We start from the raw sequence: 22916 nt of genomic DNA, 5'->3' as shown, positions 1-22916 counted from the left end.
CTGCCTACTCGATCACCCACGTATGCTCGCCCTTGAGCAACGCATCGAGATCCCCAAGCCCTTTCGCCTCTTTTGCGCGCTTCACTTGCGCTTGCAGCTTCTCTTCATGCGTGGCGCGCTCGTTCACATAGAAAACGCCGAACGGCCGCGGGAATGCGCCTTCGTGATTGGGGTCATCGAATAAGCGCACAAGGATCGAGGCCTTGAAATTGTCGCGCTCGTCATGGATCCAGCAGTCGTTGGGTGAGAAGTCCGGGCCGATGTCGATGATGCGCGGCTTCATCTCCTTGATGCAGATGCCTTTCGTTCCGTTCGCGAAGGTGAGCGGCTTGCCCTGCTCCACGAAGAGCGTGTTCGCGGGCTTGTTCGCCTTCTCCGTGAAGACCTCGAAGGCGCCATCGTTGAAGACGTTGCAGTTCTGGTAGATCTCCACGAGTGAGGTGCCGCGATGCGCGTCGGCGCGCGCCAGCACTTCGCGCATGTGCTTCGGATCGCGGTCCATGCTGCGTGCGATGAAGGTGCCATCGGCTCCCTTCACCAACGCGAGCGGATTGAACGGATGGTCGGTGCTGCCCATGGGCGTGCTGCGCGTCACGGCGCCTTCGGGCGAGGTGGGCGAGTACTGTCCCTTGGTGAGGCCGTAGATCTCGTTGTTGAAGAGCAGCACGTTCACATCCACGTTGCGGCGCAGCAGGTGGATGATGTGGTTGCCACCGATGCTCAGCGCGTCGCCATCACCTGTGATCATCCAAACGCTCAGATCCGGTCGCACGCTGCGCAGGCCGCTCACGATGGCGGGTGCGCGACCGTGGATGCCGTGCAGGCCGTAGGTGTCGAGGTAGTACGGGAAGCGCGAGCTGCAGCCGATGCCGCTGATGAAGACGACCTCCTCCTTCTTCTTGCCGCTCTGCTCCAGCAAGGTCTGCACCTGTTTCAGGATGCTATAGTCACCGCAGCCGGGGCACCAGCGTACTTCCTGGTCAGAGGAGTAATCGATCTTCTCCGGGGCAACGGTCCCGTTCACGGCGCTCATCGCTTCATCAGATTGAGCACGGCTTCCTTGATTTCCGCGCTGGTGAAAGGCAATCCTTGGATCTTGTTCAGGCCCTGAGCGTCCACGAGGAATTCGGCGCGCAGCATCTGCCGCAATTGGCCGCTGTTCATCTCGGGCACCAGCACCTGCTTGTACTTCTTCAGCAGTGGCCCCAAGTCTCTGTTGAAGGGGAACATATGCCTGATGTGCACATGCGCCACGCTGTGCCCTTCGGCTTGCAGCTCGAGAGCGGCTGTTCTGATCGCGCCGTAGGTGCTGCCCCAGCCCACGATGATCGCATCGCCTTCGGGCGGACCGCTATCCAAACGGATGGACTTGAAGCGGTCGGCGATGCGCGCGACTTTCTCGGCACGCAGTCGCACCATCAATTCGTGGTTCTTCGGCTCGTAGCTGATGTTGCCGGTCTTGTGCTCCTTCTCGATGCCACCGATGCGATGCTGCAGACCGGGCTGGCCGGGCAAGGCCCATGGGCGCACGCCGCGTTCGTCACGGATGTACGGAAGGAACTTCCCTGAAGCGTCATGCACGTCCGCCATGGTTCGCCTTGCGCCAGCTACGTCGCCGCTCGCAACGACCGTTGGCGGCACGATCTCCGGCAGATCCCTCGATTGCGGGAAACGCCATGGCTCCGCGCCGTTGGCGATGTAGCCGTCGGTGAGCAGGATCACGGGCGTCATATGCTCAATGGCGATCTGCACGGCTTCGAAGGCCATGTCGAAGCAATCGATGGGGGTGCTGGCGGCGATCACCGGGATGGGTGCTTCGCCATTGCGGCCGAAGACCGCTTGCCAGAGATCGGCTTGCTCAGTCTTGGTGGGCAGGCCCGTGCTCGGCCCGCCGCGCTGCACGTTCACGATCACCAAGGGGATCTCGAGCATGAAGGCGAGTCCCATCGCCTCGGTCTTCAGCGCAATGCCGGGACCGCTGCTCGCAGTGATGCCGATCGCGCCGCCGTAGCTGGCACCGATGGCGCTGCTGATGGCCGCGATCTCATCCTCCGCCTGGAAGGTGACCACGCCGAAATTCTTGTGGCGCGAGAGCTCGTGCAGGATGTCGCTCGCAGGCGTGATGGGATAGCTGCCGTAGAAGAGGTCGAGCTTCGCCTTCTGCGCAGCAGCGATGAGGCCGAGCGCGGTGCCCTGATTGCCGGTGATGCTGCGGTAGCTGCCCTTGGGCATGGGCGCGGGCTTCACCTCGAAGCGCGTGGTGAAGGTCTCGCTGGTGTCGCCGAAGTGGTAGCCGGCCTTCAGCGCGCGCAGGTTGGCCTCGAGCAGGTCGGGCTTCTTCGCGAACTTCTGATGCAGGAAGCGCTCGCTGTTCTCCATGCCACGGCTGTACATCCAATTGATGAAGCCGAGCACGAACATGTTCTTGCAGCGGTCCTTCTCCTTCATGCCGAGCGTGAGGCCCTCAAGCGCAGCGCGCGTCATCTTGGTCACATCCACGCTGTGCAGCGCATACTCGGAGAGGGAGCCGTCCGTGAGCGGATCGGCTTCATCGATATAGCCCGCCAAGCGAAGGTTCTTCTTGTCAAAGCCATCGGTATTGGCGATGATGGCGCCGCCCTTCTTCAGCTTGATCAGGTTGGCCTTCAGCGCAGCGGCGTTCATTACCACCAGCACATCGCACTGGTCACCGGGGGTCCACACCTCCACGCTTCCGAAGTGAAGCTGGAAGCCGCTCACACCGGCCAGTGTGCCCTGCGGCGCGCGGATCTCGGCCGGGAAATTCGGGAAGGTGCTCACGTCGTTGCCGAAGAGCGCGCTGCTGTCGGTGAACTGACTGCCGGTGAGCTGGATGCCATCGCCGCTATCGCCGGCGAAGAGGATGACCACGTTGCGCCGTTCCTCAACGGGCTTGGTCTTCGTAGGGGCTGTGGACATGGATTGCGGCGCGAAGGTAGCCGGGGGCGGATGCGTTGGCTGCGCTCAGCCTGCCTGACCAGGAACACCGGACCAGCGCATCCAGTTCATCGATCACCCGCATCCGATCCAGCTGGCAGTGCCAGATGAATCGATCAATGCGGCCGCGAACGCCCACGGGCCAGGACGTTCGGCCTGCCAGCCCTCCACCGTGACCTTTCGCTAAACTCGCATCACCAAACCCGTTCCACCATGAAGAACCGGATACGCTTTTCCGCGCTCTTGCTGCTCACCTGCACCGGCCTGCGCGCCCAATACTGCACCCCTTCCTTCGCCAACGGCTGCTTCAGTTGGCGAACCCTTGAGGTGCAGGCCGGCAGCATCAACTGGGCGTCCGGCGCCGATGATTGCTCCTTTTCCGACTACACGGCGGTGAGCACCACCGTGGATGCGGGCACCATGCTGCCCATGCGCGTCTTGAACGGCACCTGGTGCGGCTGCGCGGTCTGGGTGGATTGGGACCAGAGCAGCAGCTTCGAGGAGAGCGAGAACATGTACTTCATCTACGTGGGGGGATCACCGAGCTACGAATACCAGTTCGGCATCACCATTCCATTGTCCACCCCCACCGGCGCGTACCGCATGCGCATCATCTCGCCATGGGGCAGCGATGGTTTCCAGACGAGCAACGGGAACGGCTTCGGGCCTTGCGGCGCCTTCCAGTATGGCGACTTCAAGGATTTCACGCTCAACGTGAACGGCGTACTGGGCGTCACGGAGGAAATGAGCGAAGCCTTCGCGATCGCACCGAATCCCTCCATGGGCTTCACCACGATCACGGGCCTGCCAACAAGCGGCACCGTTGAGGTGATTGATGCGCGTGGCGCTGTGGTGGAGCAAGCCGTCGTGCGCCAAGGCCGCGCGCAATTCGATGCACAGGGCTGGTCACGCGGTGTGTACACGGTGCGCATGGCCGGCGCCCGGTTCTCGCGCCGCTTCGTGGTGGAATAGGCTTACCACGTAAGCGCCACCTTGCCCATGGTGGACCCGCTGGCCAGCAGCGCATGCGCCTCAGGCAACCGCTGGGCAGGCATCACTTCGTGCACGTGCGGTGAGATCAGTCCAGTAGCCTGAGCGGCCACCGCCTCGCGGAAGCAATGCGCCATCAGGTCGGGTCGATTGTCACCCAGCTTCAGCATGTTCACGCCGAGTATGCTCTTGCTCTTCATCATGAGGAAGATGGGCAACAAGGCGCCCATGCTCCAGACGAAGCGCAGCGTACCGAATGCGCCAAGGCCGCCGCGCTCCGCGCCGCCGAAGAGCACCAGCCGCCCACCGCTGCCGAGCAATTGCATGTCCTTCTTGAAACTGGTGCCGGCCACCGCATTGAAGCTCACATCCAATCGGCATTTGCCGAGCAGCGTGCGCAGCTGAGTGCTGTAATCACCGGAGCGTCGGTCGATGGCATGGGCTGCGCCCAGGCTGAGCGCGAGTTCCCGCTTGGCCGCGCCGCCCACGATCGCGATTACCTCGCAGCCGGCCTTCGCCGCGAGTTGCACGATCAGATGCCCCACGCCACCGGCTGCGCTATGCACCAGCACCCGCTCTCCAGCGTGCAACGGACAGAGCACACGCGCGGCGTACCAAGCCGTTGCGCCTTGCGTGGCCAGCGCTGCGGCCTTGCCGATGGGTAGCTCTTCCGGGATCACGGCGCAGGCACGATGGTCCGTGACGGCCATCTCGGCGTATCCGCCGAAGCGCGTCATGGCCACCACGCGTTTGCCGATGAGCTCCGGCGGAGCCTCTTGGCCCGCTGCGATTACACGTCCCACCGCTTCGTAGCCGATGATGCTCGGCAACGGCGGCGCCTCGCGATAGAGCCCGCGCGCGGCCATCACATCGGCGTAATTGAGGCCGAAGCCCTCGCAGCGGATAAGCACCTGATTCGGCTTGGGCTGCGGATCGGGATGCTCGCGCAGTGCGAAGGCGCGCTTAGGATCGCCATGCGCGATGAGGGTCCATGCTTTCATGCTCGCGAGGATATGAGGTTCAGGGGTTCAGGGTAGCAGGTTGCCCGCAGCGACGATGAGCAGAATGGCTATGCGCAGCCGCCGATCACCACCACGAATTCGCCGCGCGGCTCATGGGCATCGAAGTAGGCGGCCAACTCGCCCAGGGTGCCGCGCCTCGTCTCTTCGTGCATCTTGCTGATCTCGCGCGAGATGCTCGCGGGCCGATCGGCGCCAAAGGCCTCGGCGAGCTCGTTCAGCATGCGCGCGATGCGGTGCGGGCTCTCATAGAAGACCATCGTCCGTGATTCATCCTTCAGCGAAACGATGCGTGTCCGTCTCCCTTTCTTCTGCGGAAGGAAACCCTCGAACACGAAGCGGTCACAAGGAAGGCCGCTCGCCACGAGCGCGGGGACGAATGCCGTGGGGCCAGGAAGGCATTCCACCGCCATGCCTGCGGCGATGGCGGCGCGAACGAGCAGGAATCCGGGATCGCTGATGCCGGGCGTGCCGGCATCGCTGCACAGGGCGAAGCGCTCGCCCGCGCCCAGGCGCTGCACCAGTTGCTCCACCATGCGATGCTCGTTGTTGCTGTGGAAGGAGATCAACGGCTTGCTGATGCCGAGGTGCTGTAGCAGCCGGCCTGTCACGCGGGTATCCTCAGCGATCACGGCATCGGCCTCTTGCAGCACCTGCTTCGCGCGCAGCGTGATGTCGTCGAGGTTGCCGATGGGTGTCGGCACCAGCACGAGCGGGGCCCTGGAAGCGCTCACTTCAGCGCTTGGATGAAGTCGCGCAGGAGCGAATGAAGGTCCGCGAACTCGTTGAGGGGCAAAGTCTCCGCGCGGTCGTGCACATCGTGGTAGTGCGCCACGCCACCCAGCGTATAGATGTAGATCGCCGGCACGCCGCGCTTCACGAAGTGGCAATGATCGCTGTTGCAGGCCGGCCCGCGCGCCTTCACCTCCTTCACATACCCCTTCGCGCCATTGATCGCCACCAGTTGATCGAAGGCCTTGGGCTGCGCTGTGGCGTTCACCACCATGATGCCATCGTCGCCGGTTCCGAGGATGTCGAGGTTGATCATCATGCGCACGTCCTTCCAATCGATCGGGCGATCGACCGCGCACCACTCGCTCCCGATAAGGCCGGCCTCCTCGCCCGCAAAGGCGATGAAGAGGAGGTTGTGCTTCGGCTTGTCCTTCTTCCCGGCGAAGTGCTCAGCCAGGCTCAAGAGCATGGCTGTGCCGCTGGCATTGTCGTTGGCGCCGGGGAAGAGCGCATCGGAGCCCATGCGGCCGAGGTGGTCGTAGTGCGCGCCCACCACGATCCATTCACTGCCCTTGCCCTTCACCATGCCGAGCACGTTGCGGGCGGAATGCCTCGAGCGCATGCTGTTGCGCACATGCAGGGCGATGGTGGATGAGCTGTCGGCAAGCGCGTCGGCGGCCACTTCGATCAACGGGAAGCGGCGGGCATCCGTGGCCACGCTCCAGGTGAGCTTCTGCGCGGGCTTCACCACCACGCAATGGTCCATGAGCTCGCGCTCCCATTGCCGGAAGAGCCGGAGCGAATCAGCATTGCGCGTGGTCGGCCAGTGCACGCACGCAGCCTTCCCGAGGAGCACGCCCATGGTCATGCCGCGCCGTTCGGGGCCTTGCAGGTCGGCCGGCGTGATGTGCACCAGCGTGTAACTGCCGTTCGCGCTGCCGCTCTCCGCATCCACAATGAACTCGGCGCCGGCAGCCAGGGAGCGGCCGTCGATCGCCACCCGCACGCTGTCGGGGAAGCTGTTCACATTGAATTGGAAGGGCTGGTAGAAGTCGGCCTTCAAGGGCTTGACCCCGAAGGCGCGGAACTTCGCTGCGATCCATTCGCTTGCCAGGCGATCACCGTCGTTCACGTAACCGCGGCCGTGGAACGCAGGTGAGCAGAGCGTGTCCAGCCAGGCCCGTGCGCGCACGGTGAGCGTGTCCTGCGCCGAAGCAGTCGAGAGCGCGACGAGCGCGGTGAGCGCAACGGCTATCCGCATCATGCGAAACGGCGTTCGATCAACTCGGTGAAGGCACCCAGGGCCTCTGCATCGGGCGGCGACTTCAGCTTGCTCAGCAGCTCATCGCGCAGGAAGCTCATGGCCTCCCCTTCGTCCTTCGCGCTGTTGAGCAGTGAGACGCCCACCTCATAAGCCTTGGAATCGCCACCGAAGAGCTCCTTGGTGAACCAGAACTTGTCACTGAGGGTGATCGCCTTCGAGAGGTCGGCGATCCTGGCGCGTTCGAGCTTCTCGGCCACCGACTCCGCGGCCTTGGCCGCTGAGGGTTGCGCAGCTACGGCCTTTGCGGATTGCGCTTCCTTCAAGTACTCGGCGGCGGTCTTCATCACCGGGGGCTCGGCTTCGGCCAAGGCCTCCTCGGCTTCGCGCTGCTCTGAGGGCCTGATGTTGAGCCGGGTCGGCGCAGGCACCGCCGCCGGCACAGGTGGCGCGGTGGCTGCTTCAACCTTGGGCACTGCGCTCACGGGCGAGGCCGGCTTGGCTTCCACGATCACAGGCTCAGGGGTGTTCTCCGCGGAAGGGCTCGAAGCGCCCTTCTTCCCCGGCGCTTCCGGCTTAGCCTCGGCGGCTGGCCTGCCCAGAGCTTGCTCGCGCGCTCTATGACGGAGCACGATCAGGCGCTCATACAGGTCTCGCGCATCCAAAGCCGCGTTCTCCAGCGCTTCCAAGGAGAGCGATCCACCTCGCAGGCCGGCCTCGGCGCGCTGCAAGCCCTCGATCAGTTCGCTCATGGAACGGAATGCCTTCGTGTTGCTCATGATGGATGGGCCGTTGCAGGAGGCCCCGGACGAAGATCCCTATTTTCGCCGCACGCGCAACAGGAGCATCGCCGCGCGTTTCCACAGCCTCTTCTGAATGTTCCTGGAGCACACCGGCAGCCGCAGCCCCCGCAAAGGCTGGATCGAGGTGATCTGCGGCAGCATGTTCAGCGGCAAGACCGAAGAGCTGATCCGCCGGCTGCGCCGCGCCGAGTTCGCCAGGCAGCATGTGGAGATCTTCAAGCCCAGCGTGGACACGCGCTACGCCGAGGCCGAAGTGGTGAGCCATGACAGCACCAGCATCCGCAGCACGCCGGTGCCCAACAGCAGCAACCTGCTCCTGCTCGCCGGCGACATCGAAGTGGTGGGGATCGATGAGGCGCAGTTCTTCGATGAGGGCCTGCCAGCGGTGTGCGCCGAGCTCGCCGCGCAGGGCATCCGCGTGATCGCCGCCGGGCTCGACATGGATTTCCTCGGAAGGCCCTTCGGCCCGATGCCGCAATTGATGAGCGTGGCGGAATACGTGACGAAAGTGCATGCCATCTGCGTGCGCTGCGGCGCGCTGGCCACGTTCAGCCACCGGATCGCGGCCGGTGATGAGCTGGTGCAGCTCGGCGAGAAGGACAGCTACCAGCCGCTCTGCCGCGCCTGCTTCGATGCAGCGCGTTCACCGGCGCAAGCCAACGTGCAATGAATGGACATCGGCTCAGCGCATTGGCCGAGGCCATCGGCGGCGAATGGATCGCCCGGCACGGCGACCCGCTGATCGCGCACCTCAGCATCGATTCGCGCAAGCCCTTCACCGCGCACGATACGCTCTTCATCACGATCAAGGGCGAAAGGCACGATGGCCACCACTACCTCACCGACCTGCATGCGCGCGGCATGCGCTCGTTCGTGGTGAGTGACGCTTCCGCTATCACGGCTTTCCCGGAATGCAACATCCTTCTCGTGCACGACACGCTGGATGCCTTGCAGCGCATCGCTGCCTGGCATCGCAGGCACTTCCACGCGCCGGTGATCGGCATCACCGGCAGCAACGGGAAGACCGTGGTGAAGGAATGGCTCTTCCACCTGATGCGCGACAGCGAGCTTGTGGCGCGCAGCCCCGGCAGTTGGAACTCGCAGGTGGGCGTCCCGCTCAGCGCCTGGGCCATGCGCGAGGAGCATACGCTGGGCATCTTCGAAGCAGGCATCAGCAAACCCGGTGAGATGGAGCGGCTGCGCGCGGTGATCGAGCCCACCATCGGCGTGTTCACCAACATTGGTCCCGCGCACGCCGAGGGCTTCGCGGACGACCGCGCCAAGGCGAAGGAGAAGGCCCTGCTCTTCCGCGATGCGCAGGCCGTGGTGTTCTGCACCGACCACACGGAAGTGGCGCATGGGCTGCACGTGAACGGCATCGATCAGCGCGCGACGATGCTGGGCTGGAGCCGCGAGCGCAGCGGATGGCTGCACGTGGTGCGCGAAGAGCCGTCCTCCATCGGGCAGCGCATCCACGTGATCAATGACCAGGTGGACTTCGACTTCGAGATCCCATTCTCCGATCGCGCCTCGGCCGAGAACGCTATCCATTGCGTGGCGCTGATGCTGCATCTGGGCCGCACGCCGCAGTGGATCGCGGAACGCACGCCGCAGCTGCCGCCGGTGAGCATGCGCCTCGAAGCAGTGGAAGGGATCCACGGCATCACCTTGCTCAATGATGCCTACAGCAACGACACGGCTTCCCTTGCCATCGCGCTCGATCATCTCGATGCGCTCGCAGCGGGCCGGCCCAAGGCGGTGGTGCTCTCCGACCTGACGGGTGGCGAGGAACCGGAGCAGCGCTACCACCGGGTCGAAGAATTGCTGAAGCGGACGATGGTGCAATCAGTGTTCACTATCGGGCCCGAGCTGCGCTCACATGCGCTGCCATTCGCGCCACGTGTGGAGCATTTCAGCGATGCGCAAGAGCTGATCACTCAGGTGGATCCGGTCAGCCTCGCGGGTCACGCTGTGCTGGTGAAGGGCGCAAGGGCCTTCGGGTTGGAGCGAATCGCAGATCGTTGGCAGCGCCAAGTGCACGGCACCGTGATGGAAGTGGACCTCGAGGCCATCCGCCACAACCTGAACCACTACCGTGCCCTGCTCGGGCCCGCCACCGGCGTGATGGCCATGGTGAAGGCCTTCGGATACGGAGCCGGGGCACTGGAATTGGCTAGGCTCTTCGCGCATGAGCAGGTCCGCTACCTCGGCGTGGCATACGCCGATGAGGGCATCGCGCTGCGGCAGCAGGGCATCCACACACCCATCCTGGTGATGAACCCGGAGCCGGTGAGCATGGAGCTGCTGCACCGCTTCCGATTGGAGCCGGAGGTGTACGACGAGCGCTCTTTGCAAGAGGCGCTGCGTTACGCCGCGGTGCATCGCGACGCACCGCCTGTCCATGTGAAGCTCGATACCGGCATGCGGCGATTGGGCTTCACGGAAGATGAATTGCCAAAGTTGATCGGACTTTTGCGCGGAGCGAAGGGCCTGCGCGTGGCTTCGGTCCTTTCGCACCTCGCTGCTAGCGAGGACCCCGTGCACGACGCGTTCACGCGCGCGCAGATCGCCGCATTCACGCGCACGGCCGATTCGATCGAGGCCTCGCTCGGCTACCGGCCCCTGCGCCACATCGCGAACTCTGCGGGCGCCACGCGCTGGAAGGAGGCGCAATTCGACCTGGTCCGGCTGGGCATCGGGCTCTTCGGGATCGGTGTTGATGCCCGGGAGACCGCGCAATTGCAGCATGCCGTGAGCCTGCGCACGGTGATCGCGCAGCTGAAGCGCGCCACCAATGGCACCACCATCGGCTACGGGCGCGGGGGCTTGGCGCAAGGCGAGCGCCTGATCGCCACCGTGCCCATGGGTTATGCCGATGGGCTCTCGCGGCGGCTCAGCAACGGCGGGGGCCGCTTCTGGGTGCATGGCCATGCGGCGCCCATCATCGGTAGCGTATGCATGGACATGTGCATGATCGACGTTACCGGCATCGCGTGCGCCGTCGGTGATGAGGCCGTGCTCTTCGATGCCTCGCATCCCATCACCGATCTGGCGCGCGACCTCGGCACTATTCCCTACGAGGTGCTCACGAGCATCCCGCCCAGGGTGAAGCGCGTGCATTTGCGGGGGTGAGCATCCAACTTCGCCGCATGCACCCCTGGCTCACTCCGCTCCGAGCATCCTTCAAGCGCCACGGCAACCGCGAGGATGCGGCCGCCATGGAGGCGTACATGAAGGGCATCGCACCCTTCTTCGGGATAAAAGCGGTGCCACGGCGCGAACTGCTGAAGGAGCACATCGATGCTCACGGCGCGCCGCCATGGGATGAATTGCCGGCAATCGTCCGCGATGCCTTCGCTTGTCCGGAGCGTGAACTGCACCACACCGCCGTGGACCTGCTCATGAAGCAAGCGAAGAAGCTCGGTCCGGAGCACCTGCCACTGATCGAGGAGCTGATCACCACCAAGAGCTGGTGGGACACGGTGGATGCGCTCGCGATCCATGTGGCGGGCGTGATACTCAAGCGCAACCCCAAGGAGATCGCGGCATGGAACAAGCGCTGGATCACCAGCAAAGACCTCTGGCTGAACCGCACCGCCATCCTCTTCCAGAATCGTTGGAAGGAGGATACTGATCAATCGCTGCTCTTCACGAACATCGACCGCCACTATGACCGTAGCGAGTTCTTCATCCGCAAGGCCATCGGCTGGGCGCTGCGCGAATTGGGCGCCACGGATCCGCAAGCGGTGAGGCGCTATGTGAAGTCAAGGAAGCTATCGCCGTTGAGCGAACGCGAGGCGCTGCGGAAGCTGTGATCAGCGGACGATGACGACGGAGTGCCGCTCATCACCCAGGGCGCTGCTGATGGTCGCCGTGTAACGGCCTGCTGGAAGCCCGCTCAAATCCAACTGGGCGCCATCGACGATCACTGATTGCAGAAATGCGCGGCCCACTGCATCGATCATTGTAAAAGATGACGGCCCAGCATCGCGGATGCGCAGGGTCAGCGTTTGATCGGCCGGAACGGGATGGACGCTTGAGAACGATAGTGGCGCTTCCCTCATGGTAACGGCTCCATTCAGGGTGAAGCGCTCGAAGAAGAGCCAGATCTCTGTGCTGGCATCGAAATCCTGGCAGGTCACGCCGATGGGGATGGTGGCCCCGGGCCAGGTGTGCCCTCCGCCTGTAACGGCGATCAGGTCCACCTCTGTGCCTTGGGTGCAACCGCCGAAATCGGCGCGAGAAGCGGTGCACCCGTCGGTGGGCGCGGCGTCGGGAATGGGTGAGATCACGGCCGGGGTCGCGCAATCATTATGCGCCACCCAATGCGCGATCGCGTCGTTCACGGCGATATTCTGCACGCCTCCGGTGTAGGGCACAATGGCATCGGCGGTGCCGTTGATCATGAACACAGGAACCGGACGCGGCGGGTTGCAGAACGCGGGGAGCCCTTGCGCCATGCTGGCTGAAACGGTTGCGATCGCTGCGATGCGATCCGCCAATTGGCAGCTGAGCACGAAAGAGAAGTAGCCTCCTTGCGACATGCCGCAGGCGTACACGCGCTGCGGATCGACGTTATGGGTGAGGGTGAAACGGTCAATGAGCGCGCCGATCAAGCCAACGTCGTCCACTTGCCCAAGTCCCAGGTTCCAGGAATTGTTCTCGCCATCCGCATAGCAAACGAGGAAGCGCTCGAGCATGGCCACATCGTTCATCAATGAATAGGCCTCCTGCTGTTCCGCATTGCTACCTAGACCGTGCAGATTGAAGACAATCGCGGGGTTCTCAGTAGGAACGAATCCGGGAGGCACGAAAAGCCGATACGTGCGGTAGATGCCATCATGGAGGATGCTGTCGACGACCGACTGGGAGCGCAGAACGGTCGACACGGCGAGGATGAAAAGAAGCGTAATGGCCTGACGCATGGTGCGAAGATGCTAGATTCAGTGTGTGGTCAGCCATGCAGTCCAGAACCGGAGGAAGGAAGGACACTGATCACGCGCTGCTCTTCGCGAACATCGACCGGCACTCCGCGCACAAGGAATTCGCCATCTGCAAGGCTATCGGCTGGGCGCTGCGCGAATTGGGCGCCACGGATCCGCAAGCGGTGAGGCGCTGCGTGAAGTCAAGGAAGCTATCGCCGTTGAGCGAACGCGAGGCGCTGCGGAAGCTGTGAAGCAATCAGGCGAGCAGCTCCGCCGCCTTCTTCAGCGCTTCAGCCATGCCGCCAGGCTCTTTGCCGCCAGCCGTGGCGAAGTCGGGCTGGCCGCCGCCGCCGCCCTTGATCGCGGGGCTGATCTGCTTGATGATGTCCACAGCCTTGATGCCCATTGCAGCGAGCACCTCCTTGCCGAGCGAGACGGCAAGCAAGGGTTTGCCATCGATCACGGAACCGGCAACGAAGGCCAGGTCGGCGTGCTGATCACGCAAGGCGAAGCCAAGGTCCTTCAGGCCCTGGGCATCGAGGTCGAGCTGCTCAACGAGCACTCTTACGCCCTTGCTGTTGGCCGTCGCTTTGGCGGGGATGGCGGCGGCATAGCGCTTCACCTTCTCGCGGGCGGCCTTCTCCAGTTCCTTGCTGAGCGCGGCGTTCTGCTCAGCGAGCTTCTGCACAGCGGCCACCACGTCGGCGGGGTTCTTCAGCAGGGCCTCGATGGCCTCAAGCTTCGCGAGCTTCTCGTTGATCATGCGCTCGGCCTCCACGCTGGTGATGGCCTCGATGCGGCGGATGCCTGCGGCCAGTGCGCTTTCGCTCACGATGCGGAACGGGCCGATGGTACCCGTGCGCGGCACGTGCGTACCACCGCACAATTCCACGCTGGGACCGAACTTCACCACGCGCACGTTGTCGCCGTACTTCTCGCCAAAGAGCGCCATTGCGCCCATGGCCTTGGCCTCTGCGATGGGCACGTTGCGCTTGTCGTCGAACACGATGTCGTCGGTGATCATGGCGTTCACCTCGCGCTCGATGGTGGCGAGCTCCTCGGGCGTCACCTTGGCGAAGTGGCTGATGTCGAAGCGCAGGCGGTCGGGCGCTACCAATGAGCCCTTCTGCTCCACGTGGGTGCCCAAGTGCTTGCGAAGGGCGTGGTGCAGCAGGTGCGTGGCGGTGTGGTTGCGCGCGGTGAGGCCGCGGCGCTGGGTGTTCACCTGTGCGGTGAGCGGCTTGGTCACATCCTTCGGCAGCTCCTTGGTGAAGTGTACGATGAGCTGGTTCTCGCGCTTGGTATCGAACACTTCCACCTGGTCCGCGCCTTGAATCAACCAGCCTTGGTCCCCAACCTGTCCACCGCCTTCCGCATAGAACGGGGTTCGGTCGAGCACGAGCTGGAATTGGTCGCCGCCCTTGCCGCTCACCTTGCGGTAGCGCAGGATCCGCGCCTCGGTACTCAGTTCGTCGTAGCCGATGAAGTCCGTCTCTCCCTTGCCGAGCTCGACCCAATCACCTGTTGTGACGGCCGTGGCGGCGCGTGAGCGTTCCTTCTGCTTCTGCAGCTCGGCATCGAAGCCGGCCATGTCCACTTCGCGGCCTTGCTCGCGCGCGATCAAATGTGTTAGGTCGATGGGGAAGCCGTAGGTGTCGAAGAGCTCGAAGGCCTTGATGCCGGGCAATGTGCCCTTTGACTCAGAGAGCGCCTGATCCATGCGCTTCGTGCCCTGCTCCAGCGTGCGCAGGAAGGCTTTCTCCTCTTCCAGCATCACGTTCGTGATGATAGGCTGCTGCTTCTTCAGCTCATGGAACTGATCGCCCATCTGCGCCACCAGCACCGGTACAAGCTCGTGCATGAAGGGCTCGTTGAAGTCGAGGAAGCTGTAGCCATAACGAACGGCACGGCGCAGGATCCGGCGGATCACATAACCCGCGCCAGTGTTGCTGGGCAGCTGCCCGTCTGCAATGGCGAAGCTTATGGCGCGCAGGTGGTCGGCGATCACGCGCATGGCTTGGTCTTCCTTGACGTGCATCAATCCAGCAATCTGCTCCTGACCACTTGGGGCGGAATCAGCGCGCTCGGAAATGCCATACTCGATTCCGCACTTCTTTGAGATCACTTGGATCAGCGGCTGGAACACATCCGTGTTGTAGTTGCTGCGTTTCCCTTGCAGCACCATGCACAGGCGCTCGAAGCCCATGCCGGTGTCCACGTGCTGAGCGGGCAGCGATACGAGCGAGCCGTCGGCCTTGCGCTCGAACTGCATGAACACGTTGTTCCAGATCTCGATCACCTGCGGGTGGTCGTTGTTCACCAGATCACGGCCAGGCTTCTGCACCTTCTCCTCGGCGGTGCGCACATCCACGTGGATCTCAGTGCACGGCCCGCAGGGACCGGTATCGCCCATCTCCCAGAAATTGTCCTTGCGGCTGAAGGGCAGGATGCGTTCCTCGGGCAGATATCGCTTCCACAGTTCGCGCGTCTCGTCATCGGCGGGAAGGCCATCCTTCTCATCGCCGCCGAAGTAGGTCACGTAGAGATCGGCGGTGTTGATTCTGTACTCATCCACCAGCAGTTCCCACGCCCACTGGATGGCTTCGGATTTGAAGTAATCGCCGAAGCTCCAGTTACCGAGCATCTCGAACATCGTGTGGTGGTAGGTGTCGATGCCCACCTCCTCCAGGTCATTGTGCTTGCCGGACACGCGCAGGCATTTCTGCGTGTCGGCGATGCGTTTGTGCTGGGCGGGCCGGTTGCCGAGGAAGAGATCCTTGAATTGGTTCATGCCCGCGTTGGTGAACATGAGCGTGGGGTCGTCCTTGATCACCATGGGTGCGCTGGGCACAACGGCGTGGCCGCGCCTGGCGAAATGGTCGAGGAACTTCTGGCGGATCTGCTGTGATGTGAGCATGGGTCTCTGGAAGCGGCCGCGAAAGTATCCGGAAGGGGGCAGCGGCGATGGCCCGCCGATCAACACCGTTTAACACGACTGAGCCAATGACGGGAATACGGATCAGGCGAGCCGACTACCTTGCCCGTGCAAGATGCCTGAGCACAAGTACCGCTTCAACCCGAATACGCTCAACTTCGAGCGCATCCGGCTCACGGCGTGGCAGAAGGCCAAGCGCACGACGCTACTGCTGCTTCCTGGCCTGGCGGTGGGCCTGTTGGGGATCTTCCTCGTGTACCAGTTCATCGACAGCCCGAAGGAATCGTTGCTGCGGCGCGAGAATAAGCAGCTGCTCGTGCAGTACGAGCTGCTCAATAAGCAGATCGGTGAGCTCGAGCGGGTGCTAGCCGATGTGCGCCGCCGTGATGACAACATGTACCGTGTGATCCTGGAGGCCGACCCCTTGCCGGAGAGCATGCGGCAGGCTGGGGTGGGCGGCATCAACCGCTACCGCGACCTGAGCGGATACGCCAACAGCGACCTGGTGATCGAGACCACGAAGCGGCTCGACCTGCTGGCCCGCCAGCTGGTGGTGCAATCCAAGTCGCTTGACGAGGTGGGCGCGCTAGTGCTGCGCAAGCAGGAGATGCTGGCGAGCATCCCGGCCGTGCAGCCCATCGCCAACGACGACCTCACGCAGACCGCCAGCGGATTCGGTTGGCGCATGCACCCGATACACAAGATCATGAAGTTCCATGCGGGCATGGATTTCACCGCGAAGACCGGGACGCCGATCCATGCCACCGGCGACGGGGTGGTGGTGTATGCCGAGTACGGCACCAACGGCTACGGCATGCACGTGATCGTTGACCACGGCTTCGATTACCGGACGCTCTACGCGCACCTGAGCAAGCTCGAAGTGCGCAAAGGTCAGCGTGTGAGGCGCGGCGATGTGGTGGGGCTGGTGGGCAACACCGGACTGAGCGTCGGACCTCACCTGCATTACGAGGTGCACAAGGGAGGCCAGCCGATGGACCCTACCAACTACTACTTCAACGACCTCACGCCCGAGGAGTACGCGCGCATGGTAGAGCTTTCAAGGAACGCGGCGCAAGCGCTCGATTGATACTTTCGTCGCGATGCCGCTGAAGCCCAAGATCATCGAGAAGATCTACTGGACCATCGGTGAGGTGGCCGAGGAATTGGGCGTGGCCAACTCGAGCATCCGCTTCTGGGAGAAGGAATTCGGCGCATTCACCCCCAAGCGCACCAGTCGCGGCGACCGCCTCTATTCCCGTGAGCAGATCGAGCAATTGCGCACCATTCAGCATTTGGTGAAGGAAGAGGGCTTCACCATTCATGGAGCCAAGGAGAAGCTCAAGCGTGGCTTTGAGCCGGAGCGAGCGCCGTTGGAGGCCGGTGCCGTTCGCGAGCGCCTGCTCATCGTGCGCAGGAAATTGGTGGAACTGCGGAACGCCCTGCGCAATCAGCAGTAAGTGGCCTGCATCAGGTAGCTCTTCACGTAATCGGCCACGCCGTCCTCGAGCGCGGTGAAAGGCCGTTCATATCCGATCGCGCGCAGCTTGCGCATGTCCGCCTCGGTGAAGTACTGGTACTTATCGCGGATGTCAACAGGGGTATCGATGTAGCTGATGCGCTCCTCTTTGCCCATAGCGGTGAAGGTGGCGCGCGCGAGGTCGTTGAAGCTGCGCGCAGTGCCGCTGCCCAAGTTGTACAGGCCGCTGTCCTTGCGGTGCTCCATGAGCCAGATGCATGCATCGCAGAGGTCCTTCACGTAGATGAAGTCGCGCTGCTGCTCGCCGTCCTGGTAGTCTGGCCGGTGGCTGCGGAAGAGCTTCATGCCGCCTGTGTCGCGGATCTGGTTGAAGGCATGGAAGACCACGCTCGCCATGCGGCCCTTGTGGTATTCGTTCGGCCCATACACGTTGAAGAACTTGAGGCCCGCCCAGAAGAAGGGCTTCTTCTCCTGTTGCAGCGCCCACTGGTCGAATTCGTTCTTGCTCTCGCCGTATGGGTTCAGCGGCTTCAGCTTGAAGGGCAGGCCGTCATCGGCATCGCTGTAGCCGAACTCACCGCCGCCATAGGTCGCCGCGCTGCTGGCGTAAACGAGCGGGATGCCGCTCTTGATGCAAGCTTCCCAAAGGCGCTGGCTATAGCGCACGTTCAACTCATCGAACACGGCCACGTCGAAGAGCGTCGTGTCGGTCCTGGCGCCCAGGTGAAAGATGAACTGCACCAGCTTCTCATTCGCATCGAGCCAAGTGAAGAAATCCGTGCGGTCCACCTTCGCAGTGAGCACCTTCTTCAGCAGGTTGGGGGCCTTATCGGCCCGGCTGAAATCATCCACAGCCACGATATCCTGCCAGCCTTGTCGCCGCAATTCCCCGATGAGGCAGCTGCCGATGAAGCCCGCCGCGCCTGTGACGATGATCATGCGGCCAAGGTAGGGGCGCGTCCCGGGTCTAGCCCGGGATGACACGCGCCCCTACCTTGGCCGCACGATCAAGAGCCCGGGTCGATACTGAGCCATGCCACAAGTTTTCATCACACGCCGCGAACGCTTCGCTGCCTCCCATCGCCTGGCCCGCCCCGATTGGAATGACGCGAAGAATCTGGAGGTCTTCGGCAAGTGCAGCAACCCCAACGGGCACGGACACAACTACGAGCTGTGGGTCACCGTGAAAGGCGAGCAGGACCCGGAAACGAGCTTTGTGACGGACCTGAGCCAACTGAGCCGCATCATCAAAGAGGAAGTCATCGACCATTTGGACCATAAGAACATCGATGTCGATGTGCCCTTCATGCGCGGGCGGCTCAGTAGCACCGAGAACCTATGCGTGGCCATCTGGCAACAGCTGGAGGCGCCGATCAAGAAGCTCGGCTGCGTGCTGCATGGCGTGAAGGTGCAGGAGACCGAGAACAACACCGCGGAATACCATGGCGCGTAAAGCGAAAGGCAAGGCCATCGATGGCGAGCACGAGCCCACCGGCGAAGGCTACGAGCGCATCGATCTCTACGATGCGAAGTCCATCGCGCGCATCAGCGGGCACTACGGCGACATCCTCAAGCAGATCGGCGAAGACCCGAAGCGCGAAGGCCTGCAGAAGACGCCTGAGCGCGTGGCCAAAGCGCTGCAATACCTCACGCACGGCTACGACCTCGACCCGGCAGCCATCCTCAAGGGCGCGCTCTTCAAGGAGAATTACAGCCAAATGGTGCTGGTGAAGGACATCGAGGTGTACAGCCTCTGCGAGCACCACATGCTGCCCTTCTTCGGCAAGGCGCATGTGGCCTATATCCCCAACGGCTGCATTACCGGGCTGAGCAAGATTCCCCGCGTGGTCGATGCCTTCGCGCGCCGCTTGCAGGTGCAGGAGCGCCTCACCGACCAGATCCGCGATTGCATCCAGGACACGCTGAAGCCCATGGGCGTGGCCGTGGTGCTCGAATGCGCCCACCTCTGCATGCAGATGCGCGGCATACAGAAGCAGAACTCAGTGACCACCACCAGCGCCTTCACGGGGATCTTTCTCAATGATCCCCGGACGCGGGAGGAATTCATCAAGCTCATCGGCGCCCGCCTACATTAGCGCGGCGGCCGTCAGCAGCTTTCATCCCAAAGCCTCCGGCATCGTTGACCCTCCGGGTCAACCCACCGAAAACAACACTCCATGGAACAGCCCCAAGTACCAACCACTGGCCAGGTCATCTACGGCCCCGAGACCAATGTCCGCGCATTCCTGAGCCAGGTGTTCACCTACATGGCCACGGCTCTGGTGCTCAGCGGCGCCATGGCCTGGCTCTTCGCCAGCACGCCCGGACTGCTGCAATACCTCTACACTGCCGATGGCGGACGCAGCATCCTAGGGTGGGTGGTGATGCTCGCGCCATTGGGCCTGGTGTTCCTCATGAGCGGCATGATGGAGAAGCTGAGCGGGACCGTGCTGCTGCTCACCTTCATCGCCTTCTCGGCGCTCATGGGCATCAGCCTCTGCTACATCTTCATCCTGTACGCGCCGGATTCCATCATCAAGGTCTTCTTCATGAGCGCAGGCATCTTCGGCATCATGGCCGTGGCCGGCTACACCACCAAGACCGACCTCACCAAGCTGGGCAGCTTGCTCTTCATCGGCCTCATCGGCATCGTCATCGCGTCGGTGATCAACATGTTCCTCGGCAGCAGCACCATGGATTACGTGATCAGCATCATCGGCGTGGTGGTCTTCACTGGGCTCACCGCCTACGACATGCAGAAGCTCAAGCGCTTGGGCGAAGTGGTGGGCACCGGCTCCGAGACCGCGCAGAAGATGGCGCTCATGGGCGCACTCAGCCTCTACCTCGATTTCATCAACCTCTTCCTGATGCTGCTGCGGCTGTTCGGGCGGCGTGACTAGTTCAACGCAAGTTGAGGGTTGATTCGCGGCAGGTTGCGGGTTGAATGCCCGACACCCAATCATCGATTCGAGATTCTGCCCACCCCACACCCCTCCATCGACCTCCAACCCTCAAACTCCCGAAGCAGCATGACGGCCTACGTCTTCCCCGGCCAAGGCTCCCAGTTCCCCGGCATGGGGAAGGACCTGTACGACGCTGATAGCAACGCCCGCGTCTGGTTCGAGCACGCCAACGACATACTTGGCTTCAAGCTCACCGATGTGATGTTCAGCGGCAGCGATGCCGACTTGAAGCAAACCAAAGTGACGCAGCCCGCCATCTTCCTCCACAGCGTGGTGAAGGCCAAGGTGATGGGCGATGCCTTCCAGCCAGCCATGACCGCAGGGCATTCCTTGGGCGAATTCAGCGCACTGGTGGCGGCAGGTGCCATGGAGTTCGCCGATGGCCTGAAGCTCGTGGCGGCTCGCGCCAATGCCATGCAGAAGGCCTGTGAGCTGCAGCCGAGCACCATGGCGGCCATCATCGGCCTCGACGATGCGAAAGTGGAAGGGGTCTGCGCGGAGATCACGGCCAATGCAGGCAAGGGCGTGGTGGTGGCCGCGAACTACAACTGCCCCGGTCAGCTCGTGATCAGCGGCACCATCGACGCGGTGAACGCAGCATGCGAAGCCTTGAAGGTCGCAGGTGCGCGACGAGCGCTCGTGCTGCCCGTGGGTGGCGCCTTCCACAGTCCGCTCATGGAGCCCGCTCGTGCGGAACTCGCCACCGCGATCCAATTCACGCCGATCGTGAACCCGCGTTGCCCCGTCTATCAGAACGTTGATGCCCGTCCGCATACCGAGCCTGCGCGGATCAAGGCCAACCTCATCGCGCAGCTCACCGCACCCGTGCGCTGGACGCAGACCATGCAGAGCATGCTGAACGACGGCTCGACGAAAGTGGTGGAGGTGGGCCCTGGCAATGTGCTGCAAGGGCTCTTCAAGAAGGTGAGCAAGGAAGTGGAGGCCGTTTCGGGGTAGGTGCCGCGATCGCGCACTCCTCATCGTGCCGCGTTAGTTTCGCGCTTCCATCACCATGTCCATCACCCGCGACGCCGTCCTCTCCGCCCTTTCCCGCATCATCGAGCCCGACCTGAATAAGGACATCGTGGCGCTCGACCTCGTCCGCGACATCCGCCTGGAGGGCGATACCATCCATGTGAGTGTCGAGGTAAGCAACCCCGCTATGCACAGCCGCAAGCGCATGGAAGAGGCGGTCGTTTTCAATGTGAAGCAGGCGCTGGGTCAAGAGCTGAGCGTGATGGTGACGGTGAACCCGCTGAGCGGTGCGCGCGCCAACGTGCGCAAGGTGCTGCCCGGCGTGAAGCACATCGTGGCCATCGCCAGCGGCAAGGGCGGCGTGGGCAAGAGCACCATTACCGCCAATCTCGCTGCGGGCCTCGCCGCGCGCGGACTGCGCGTGGGCCTCATCGATGCCGACATCTACGGACCCAGCATGCCGTTGATGTTCGATGTGGTGCATGAGAAGCCTGGCACGCGCGAGCGCGACGGCAAGCATTGGATCGTGCCTGTGGAGAGCTACGGCGTGAAGCTGCTCAGCATCGGCTTCTTCGCGCAGACCGATCAGGCCATTGTTTGGCGCGGACCCATGGCCACCAAGGCGCTGGAGCAGATGATCAAGGATGTGGATTGGGGCGAGCTCGACCTCATGCTGATCGACCTGCCGCCCGGCACCGGCGATATCCACCTCTCCTTGGTGCAAGCCGTGCCCTTGAGCGGCGCCATCATCGTGAGCACCCCGCAAGCTGTGGCGTTGATCGATGCGCGCAAAGGCGTTGGCATGTTCCGTTTGCCCAGCGTGAATGTGGCGGTGCTCGGCATCGTGGAGAACATGGCTTGGTTCACCCCGGTCGAGCTGCCCGAGAACAAGTACTTCATCTTCGGCAAGGGCGGCGCGAAGGCGCTCGCGGAAGAACTGAAGGTGCCCTTCCTGGGCGAGGTGCCCTTGATCCAGAGCGTGCGCGAGGCCGGCGATGTGGGCCGCCCAGCCGTGCTGCAAGGCGATACGCCCGCCGCTGCGCCTTTCCGCCATCTTTGCGCCATGGTCTCAGACAGCGTGCTGAAGGCCATCCCCGCCTGAGCCATGAACCCCAAGGACCTCGAAGCCGTCGAACTGCGCATCCGCGAAGCGCTCGCTGAGCTGCGTCCCTTCCTCGAGGCCGATGGCGGCGACATCACCTTGGATGAGGTGACCCCCGATGGCGTGGCGCGCGTGCGCCTGCACGGCAACTGCCTCGGCTGCGCCATGGTGCCCATGACCATGAAGGCCGGCGTGGAGGAGGCGATCAGGCGTGTGGCCCCGCAGGTGAAGAAGGTGGAGGCGGTGAATCTCGATGTGACCGTCTGAAATGGCGGGGCCACGCGAATGCATGCCGCGCCGGCAGCGACCACTTCGGTTCAAGGCCTGATGATGAGCGCGCTAGGGACCGCTTCCAGCCAAGGCTTGCGTGCCTCGGCCGCGCGGCTCCAGCCCTTGTAGCTGCTCACGAGCACATCGTGCTCGGCAAGCAGTTGCGCATCGAGGCCGCGCCCGGTGAGCACCTCGATCCGATTGGAAGCCAGTTCCTGCAAGCGCTGCACGCCGTTGCGGAAAGAGGGATTGCGCTGCATCAGCCCAGCGGTGTGGAGCAAGGTGAGCCTGCGCCCATTGCCTTGCGGGACCCGCTCTTCATTATGCAGCAGGAACAGGTCGCGGGGGGCGCCCAAGGGCAGCACGATGAGATCGGCTTGAGCCAGGCCCTTGTCCATGAACACGCCCACGCTGCAGCGCGCCCCTTCGATCAGCTAGCGCACATTGGGGTCGATCCGATCGTCCGTGGGCAGCAGCGATCCCTTGCCTGTGAGCGTACCGAAGAGCAG

At 63.2% G+C, this 22916-nt stretch carries 23 protein-coding genes; 13 read left to right on the top strand and 10 right to left on the bottom strand.

Features of this window, described 5'->3' with window-relative positions:
- Window positions 1-4: 4 nt before the first annotated feature.
- Together IPM12_07075 and IPM12_07070 are read right to left on the bottom strand one after the other, a co-directional pair.
- Window positions 5-1033 (bottom strand): 2-oxoacid:ferredoxin oxidoreductase subunit beta, encoded by a 1029-nt coding sequence (locus IPM12_07075; protein ID MBK9147566.1) that lies wholly within the window; start codon window positions 1031-1033, stop codon window positions 5-7.
- Window positions 1030-2937, bottom strand: a complete 1908-nt coding sequence (locus IPM12_07070) for a 2-oxoacid:acceptor oxidoreductase subunit alpha (GenBank protein MBK9147565.1) — start codon at window positions 2935-2937, stop codon at window positions 1030-1032. Before IPM12_07070 ends, IPM12_07075 begins: the two co-directional genes overlap by 4 nt.
- A 231-nt stretch (window positions 2938-3168) precedes the next feature.
- On the opposite strand from IPM12_07070, the gene IPM12_07065 reads away from it, so the two are divergent.
- Complete coding sequence (locus IPM12_07065) at window positions 3169-3927, top strand: T9SS type A sorting domain-containing protein (protein MBK9147564.1); 759 nt, start codon at window positions 3169-3171, stop codon at window positions 3925-3927.
- A 2-nt stretch (window positions 3928-3929) separates the two neighbouring features.
- Here IPM12_07065 and IPM12_07060 read toward each other — a convergent pair whose 3' ends face one another.
- The 4 genes from IPM12_07060 to IPM12_07045 all read right to left on the bottom strand — a co-directional run bounded on the left by IPM12_07060 (window position 3930) and on the right by IPM12_07045 (window position 7736).
- Window positions 3930-4946, bottom strand: a complete 1017-nt coding sequence (locus tag IPM12_07060) for a zinc-binding dehydrogenase (protein ID MBK9147563.1) — start codon at window positions 4944-4946, stop codon at window positions 3930-3932.
- 68 nt (window positions 4947-5014) lie between these two features.
- Window positions 5015-5698: a 16S rRNA (cytidine(1402)-2'-O)-methyltransferase gene (rsmI, locus tag IPM12_07055; protein ID MBK9147562.1), complete on the bottom strand. Its 684-nt coding sequence runs from the start codon at window positions 5696-5698 to the stop codon at window positions 5015-5017.
- A complete protein-coding gene (locus IPM12_07050) occupies window positions 5695-6960 on the bottom strand; it encodes a M20/M25/M40 family metallo-hydrolase (protein ID MBK9147561.1) in 1266 nt (421 codons plus the stop codon). Before IPM12_07050 ends, rsmI begins: the two co-directional genes overlap by 4 nt.
- A complete protein-coding gene (locus IPM12_07045; GenBank protein ID MBK9147560.1) occupies window positions 6957-7736 on the bottom strand; it encodes a hypothetical protein in 780 nt (259 codons plus the stop codon). Before IPM12_07045 ends, IPM12_07050 begins: the two co-directional genes overlap by 4 nt.
- 97 nt (window positions 7737-7833) lie before the next feature.
- Here IPM12_07045 and IPM12_07040 point away from each other — a divergent pair, with 97 nt between their 5' ends.
- From IPM12_07040 to IPM12_07030, 3 genes are read left to right on the top strand one after another with little or no spacing between them, the layout of a single operon-like run.
- Window positions 7834-8430, top strand: a complete 597-nt coding sequence (locus IPM12_07040) for a thymidine kinase (protein MBK9147559.1) — start codon at window positions 7834-7836, stop codon at window positions 8428-8430.
- Entirely contained in the window at window positions 8427-10892 is a 2466-nt protein-coding gene (locus IPM12_07035; protein ID MBK9147558.1) for a bifunctional UDP-N-acetylmuramoyl-tripeptide:D-alanyl-D-alanine ligase/alanine racemase, read from the top strand. Before IPM12_07040 ends, IPM12_07035 begins: the two co-directional genes overlap by 4 nt.
- A gap of 17 nt (window positions 10893-10909) precedes the next feature.
- A complete protein-coding gene (locus IPM12_07030) occupies window positions 10910-11575 on the top strand; it encodes a DNA alkylation repair protein (GenBank protein MBK9147557.1) in 666 nt (221 codons plus the stop codon).
- Here the strand turns inward: IPM12_07030 and IPM12_07025 are convergent, their stop codons facing one another.
- On the bottom strand, window positions 11576-12685 hold the full coding sequence (locus tag IPM12_07025) for a hypothetical protein (GenBank protein MBK9147556.1): 1110 nt from the start codon (window positions 12683-12685) through the stop codon (window positions 11576-11578).
- Window positions 12686-12720: 35 nt separating this feature from the next.
- Here IPM12_07025 and IPM12_07020 point away from each other — a divergent pair, with 35 nt between their 5' ends.
- Window positions 12721-12936 carry a DNA alkylation repair protein gene (locus tag IPM12_07020; GenBank protein MBK9147555.1) on the top strand — a complete coding sequence of 72 codons (216 nt, stop codon included), beginning with the start codon at window positions 12721-12723 and terminating at the stop codon, window positions 12934-12936.
- A gap of 5 nt (window positions 12937-12941) precedes the next feature.
- Here the strand turns inward: IPM12_07020 and alaS are convergent, their stop codons facing one another.
- Window positions 12942-15602, bottom strand: coding sequence for an alanine--tRNA ligase (gene alaS / locus IPM12_07015; protein ID MBK9147554.1), 2661 nt, complete (start codon window positions 15600-15602; stop codon window positions 12942-12944).
- Between the two features lie 133 nt (window positions 15603-15735).
- On the opposite strand from alaS, the gene IPM12_07010 reads away from it, so the two are divergent.
- Window positions 15736-16707 carry a M23 family metallopeptidase gene (locus IPM12_07010; GenBank protein MBK9147553.1) on the top strand — a complete coding sequence of 324 codons (972 nt, stop codon included), beginning with the start codon at window positions 15736-15738 and terminating at the stop codon, window positions 16705-16707.
- 13 nt (window positions 16708-16720) lie between these two features.
- Window positions 16721-17077, top strand: coding sequence for a MerR family transcriptional regulator (locus IPM12_07005; GenBank protein ID MBK9147552.1), 357 nt, complete (start codon window positions 16721-16723; stop codon window positions 17075-17077).
- Here IPM12_07005 and rfaD read toward each other — a convergent pair.
- Window positions 17068-18036 carry an ADP-glyceromanno-heptose 6-epimerase gene (gene rfaD, locus IPM12_07000; protein MBK9147551.1) on the bottom strand — a complete coding sequence of 323 codons (969 nt, stop codon included), beginning with the start codon at window positions 18034-18036 and terminating at the stop codon, window positions 17068-17070. The two genes, IPM12_07005 and rfaD, sit on opposite strands and share 10 nt — an antisense overlap.
- A gap of 94 nt (window positions 18037-18130) precedes the next feature.
- Between rfaD and IPM12_06995 the strand changes: the two genes are divergently transcribed.
- The 6 genes from IPM12_06995 to IPM12_06970 all read left to right on the top strand — a co-directional run bounded on the left by IPM12_06995 (window position 18131) and on the right by IPM12_06970 (window position 22404).
- On the top strand, window positions 18131-18550 hold the full coding sequence (locus tag IPM12_06995; GenBank protein MBK9147550.1) for a 6-carboxytetrahydropterin synthase: 420 nt from the start codon (window positions 18131-18133) through the stop codon (window positions 18548-18550).
- On the top strand, window positions 18540-19193 hold the full coding sequence (gene folE, locus IPM12_06990; protein MBK9147549.1) for a GTP cyclohydrolase I FolE: 654 nt from the start codon (window positions 18540-18542) through the stop codon (window positions 19191-19193). Before IPM12_06995 ends, folE begins: the two co-directional genes overlap by 11 nt.
- Before the next feature lie 81 nt (window positions 19194-19274).
- Window positions 19275-19997: a Bax inhibitor-1/YccA family protein gene (locus IPM12_06985; GenBank protein MBK9147548.1), complete on the top strand. Its 723-nt coding sequence runs from the start codon at window positions 19275-19277 to the stop codon at window positions 19995-19997.
- A 129-nt stretch (window positions 19998-20126) separates the two neighbouring features.
- Window positions 20127-21017 carry an ACP S-malonyltransferase gene (fabD, locus tag IPM12_06980; GenBank protein ID MBK9147547.1) on the top strand — a complete coding sequence of 297 codons (891 nt, stop codon included), beginning with the start codon at window positions 20127-20129 and terminating at the stop codon, window positions 21015-21017.
- Between the two features lie 61 nt (window positions 21018-21078).
- Window positions 21079-22137: an Mrp/NBP35 family ATP-binding protein gene (locus IPM12_06975; GenBank protein MBK9147546.1), complete on the top strand. Its 1059-nt coding sequence runs from the start codon at window positions 21079-21081 to the stop codon at window positions 22135-22137.
- Between the two features lie 3 nt (window positions 22138-22140).
- Complete coding sequence (locus IPM12_06970; protein ID MBK9147545.1) at window positions 22141-22404, top strand: NifU family protein; 264 nt, start codon at window positions 22141-22143, stop codon at window positions 22402-22404.
- Window positions 22405-22454: 50 nt separating this feature from the next.
- Here IPM12_06970 and IPM12_06965 read toward each other — a convergent pair whose 3' ends face one another.
- Complete coding sequence (locus tag IPM12_06965) at window positions 22455-22805, bottom strand: hypothetical protein (protein ID MBK9147544.1); 351 nt, start codon at window positions 22803-22805, stop codon at window positions 22455-22457.
- Window positions 22806-22916: the final 111 nt, after the last annotated feature.

The organism is Flavobacteriales bacterium (genome assembly GCA_016716605.1).
Taxonomy (GTDB): domain Bacteria; phylum Bacteroidota; class Bacteroidia; order Flavobacteriales_F; family PHOS-HE28; genus PHOS-HE28.
The sequence above is the reverse complement of the archived record's forward strand: the minus strand, read 5'-3'. Positions and strand labels throughout refer to the sequence as shown.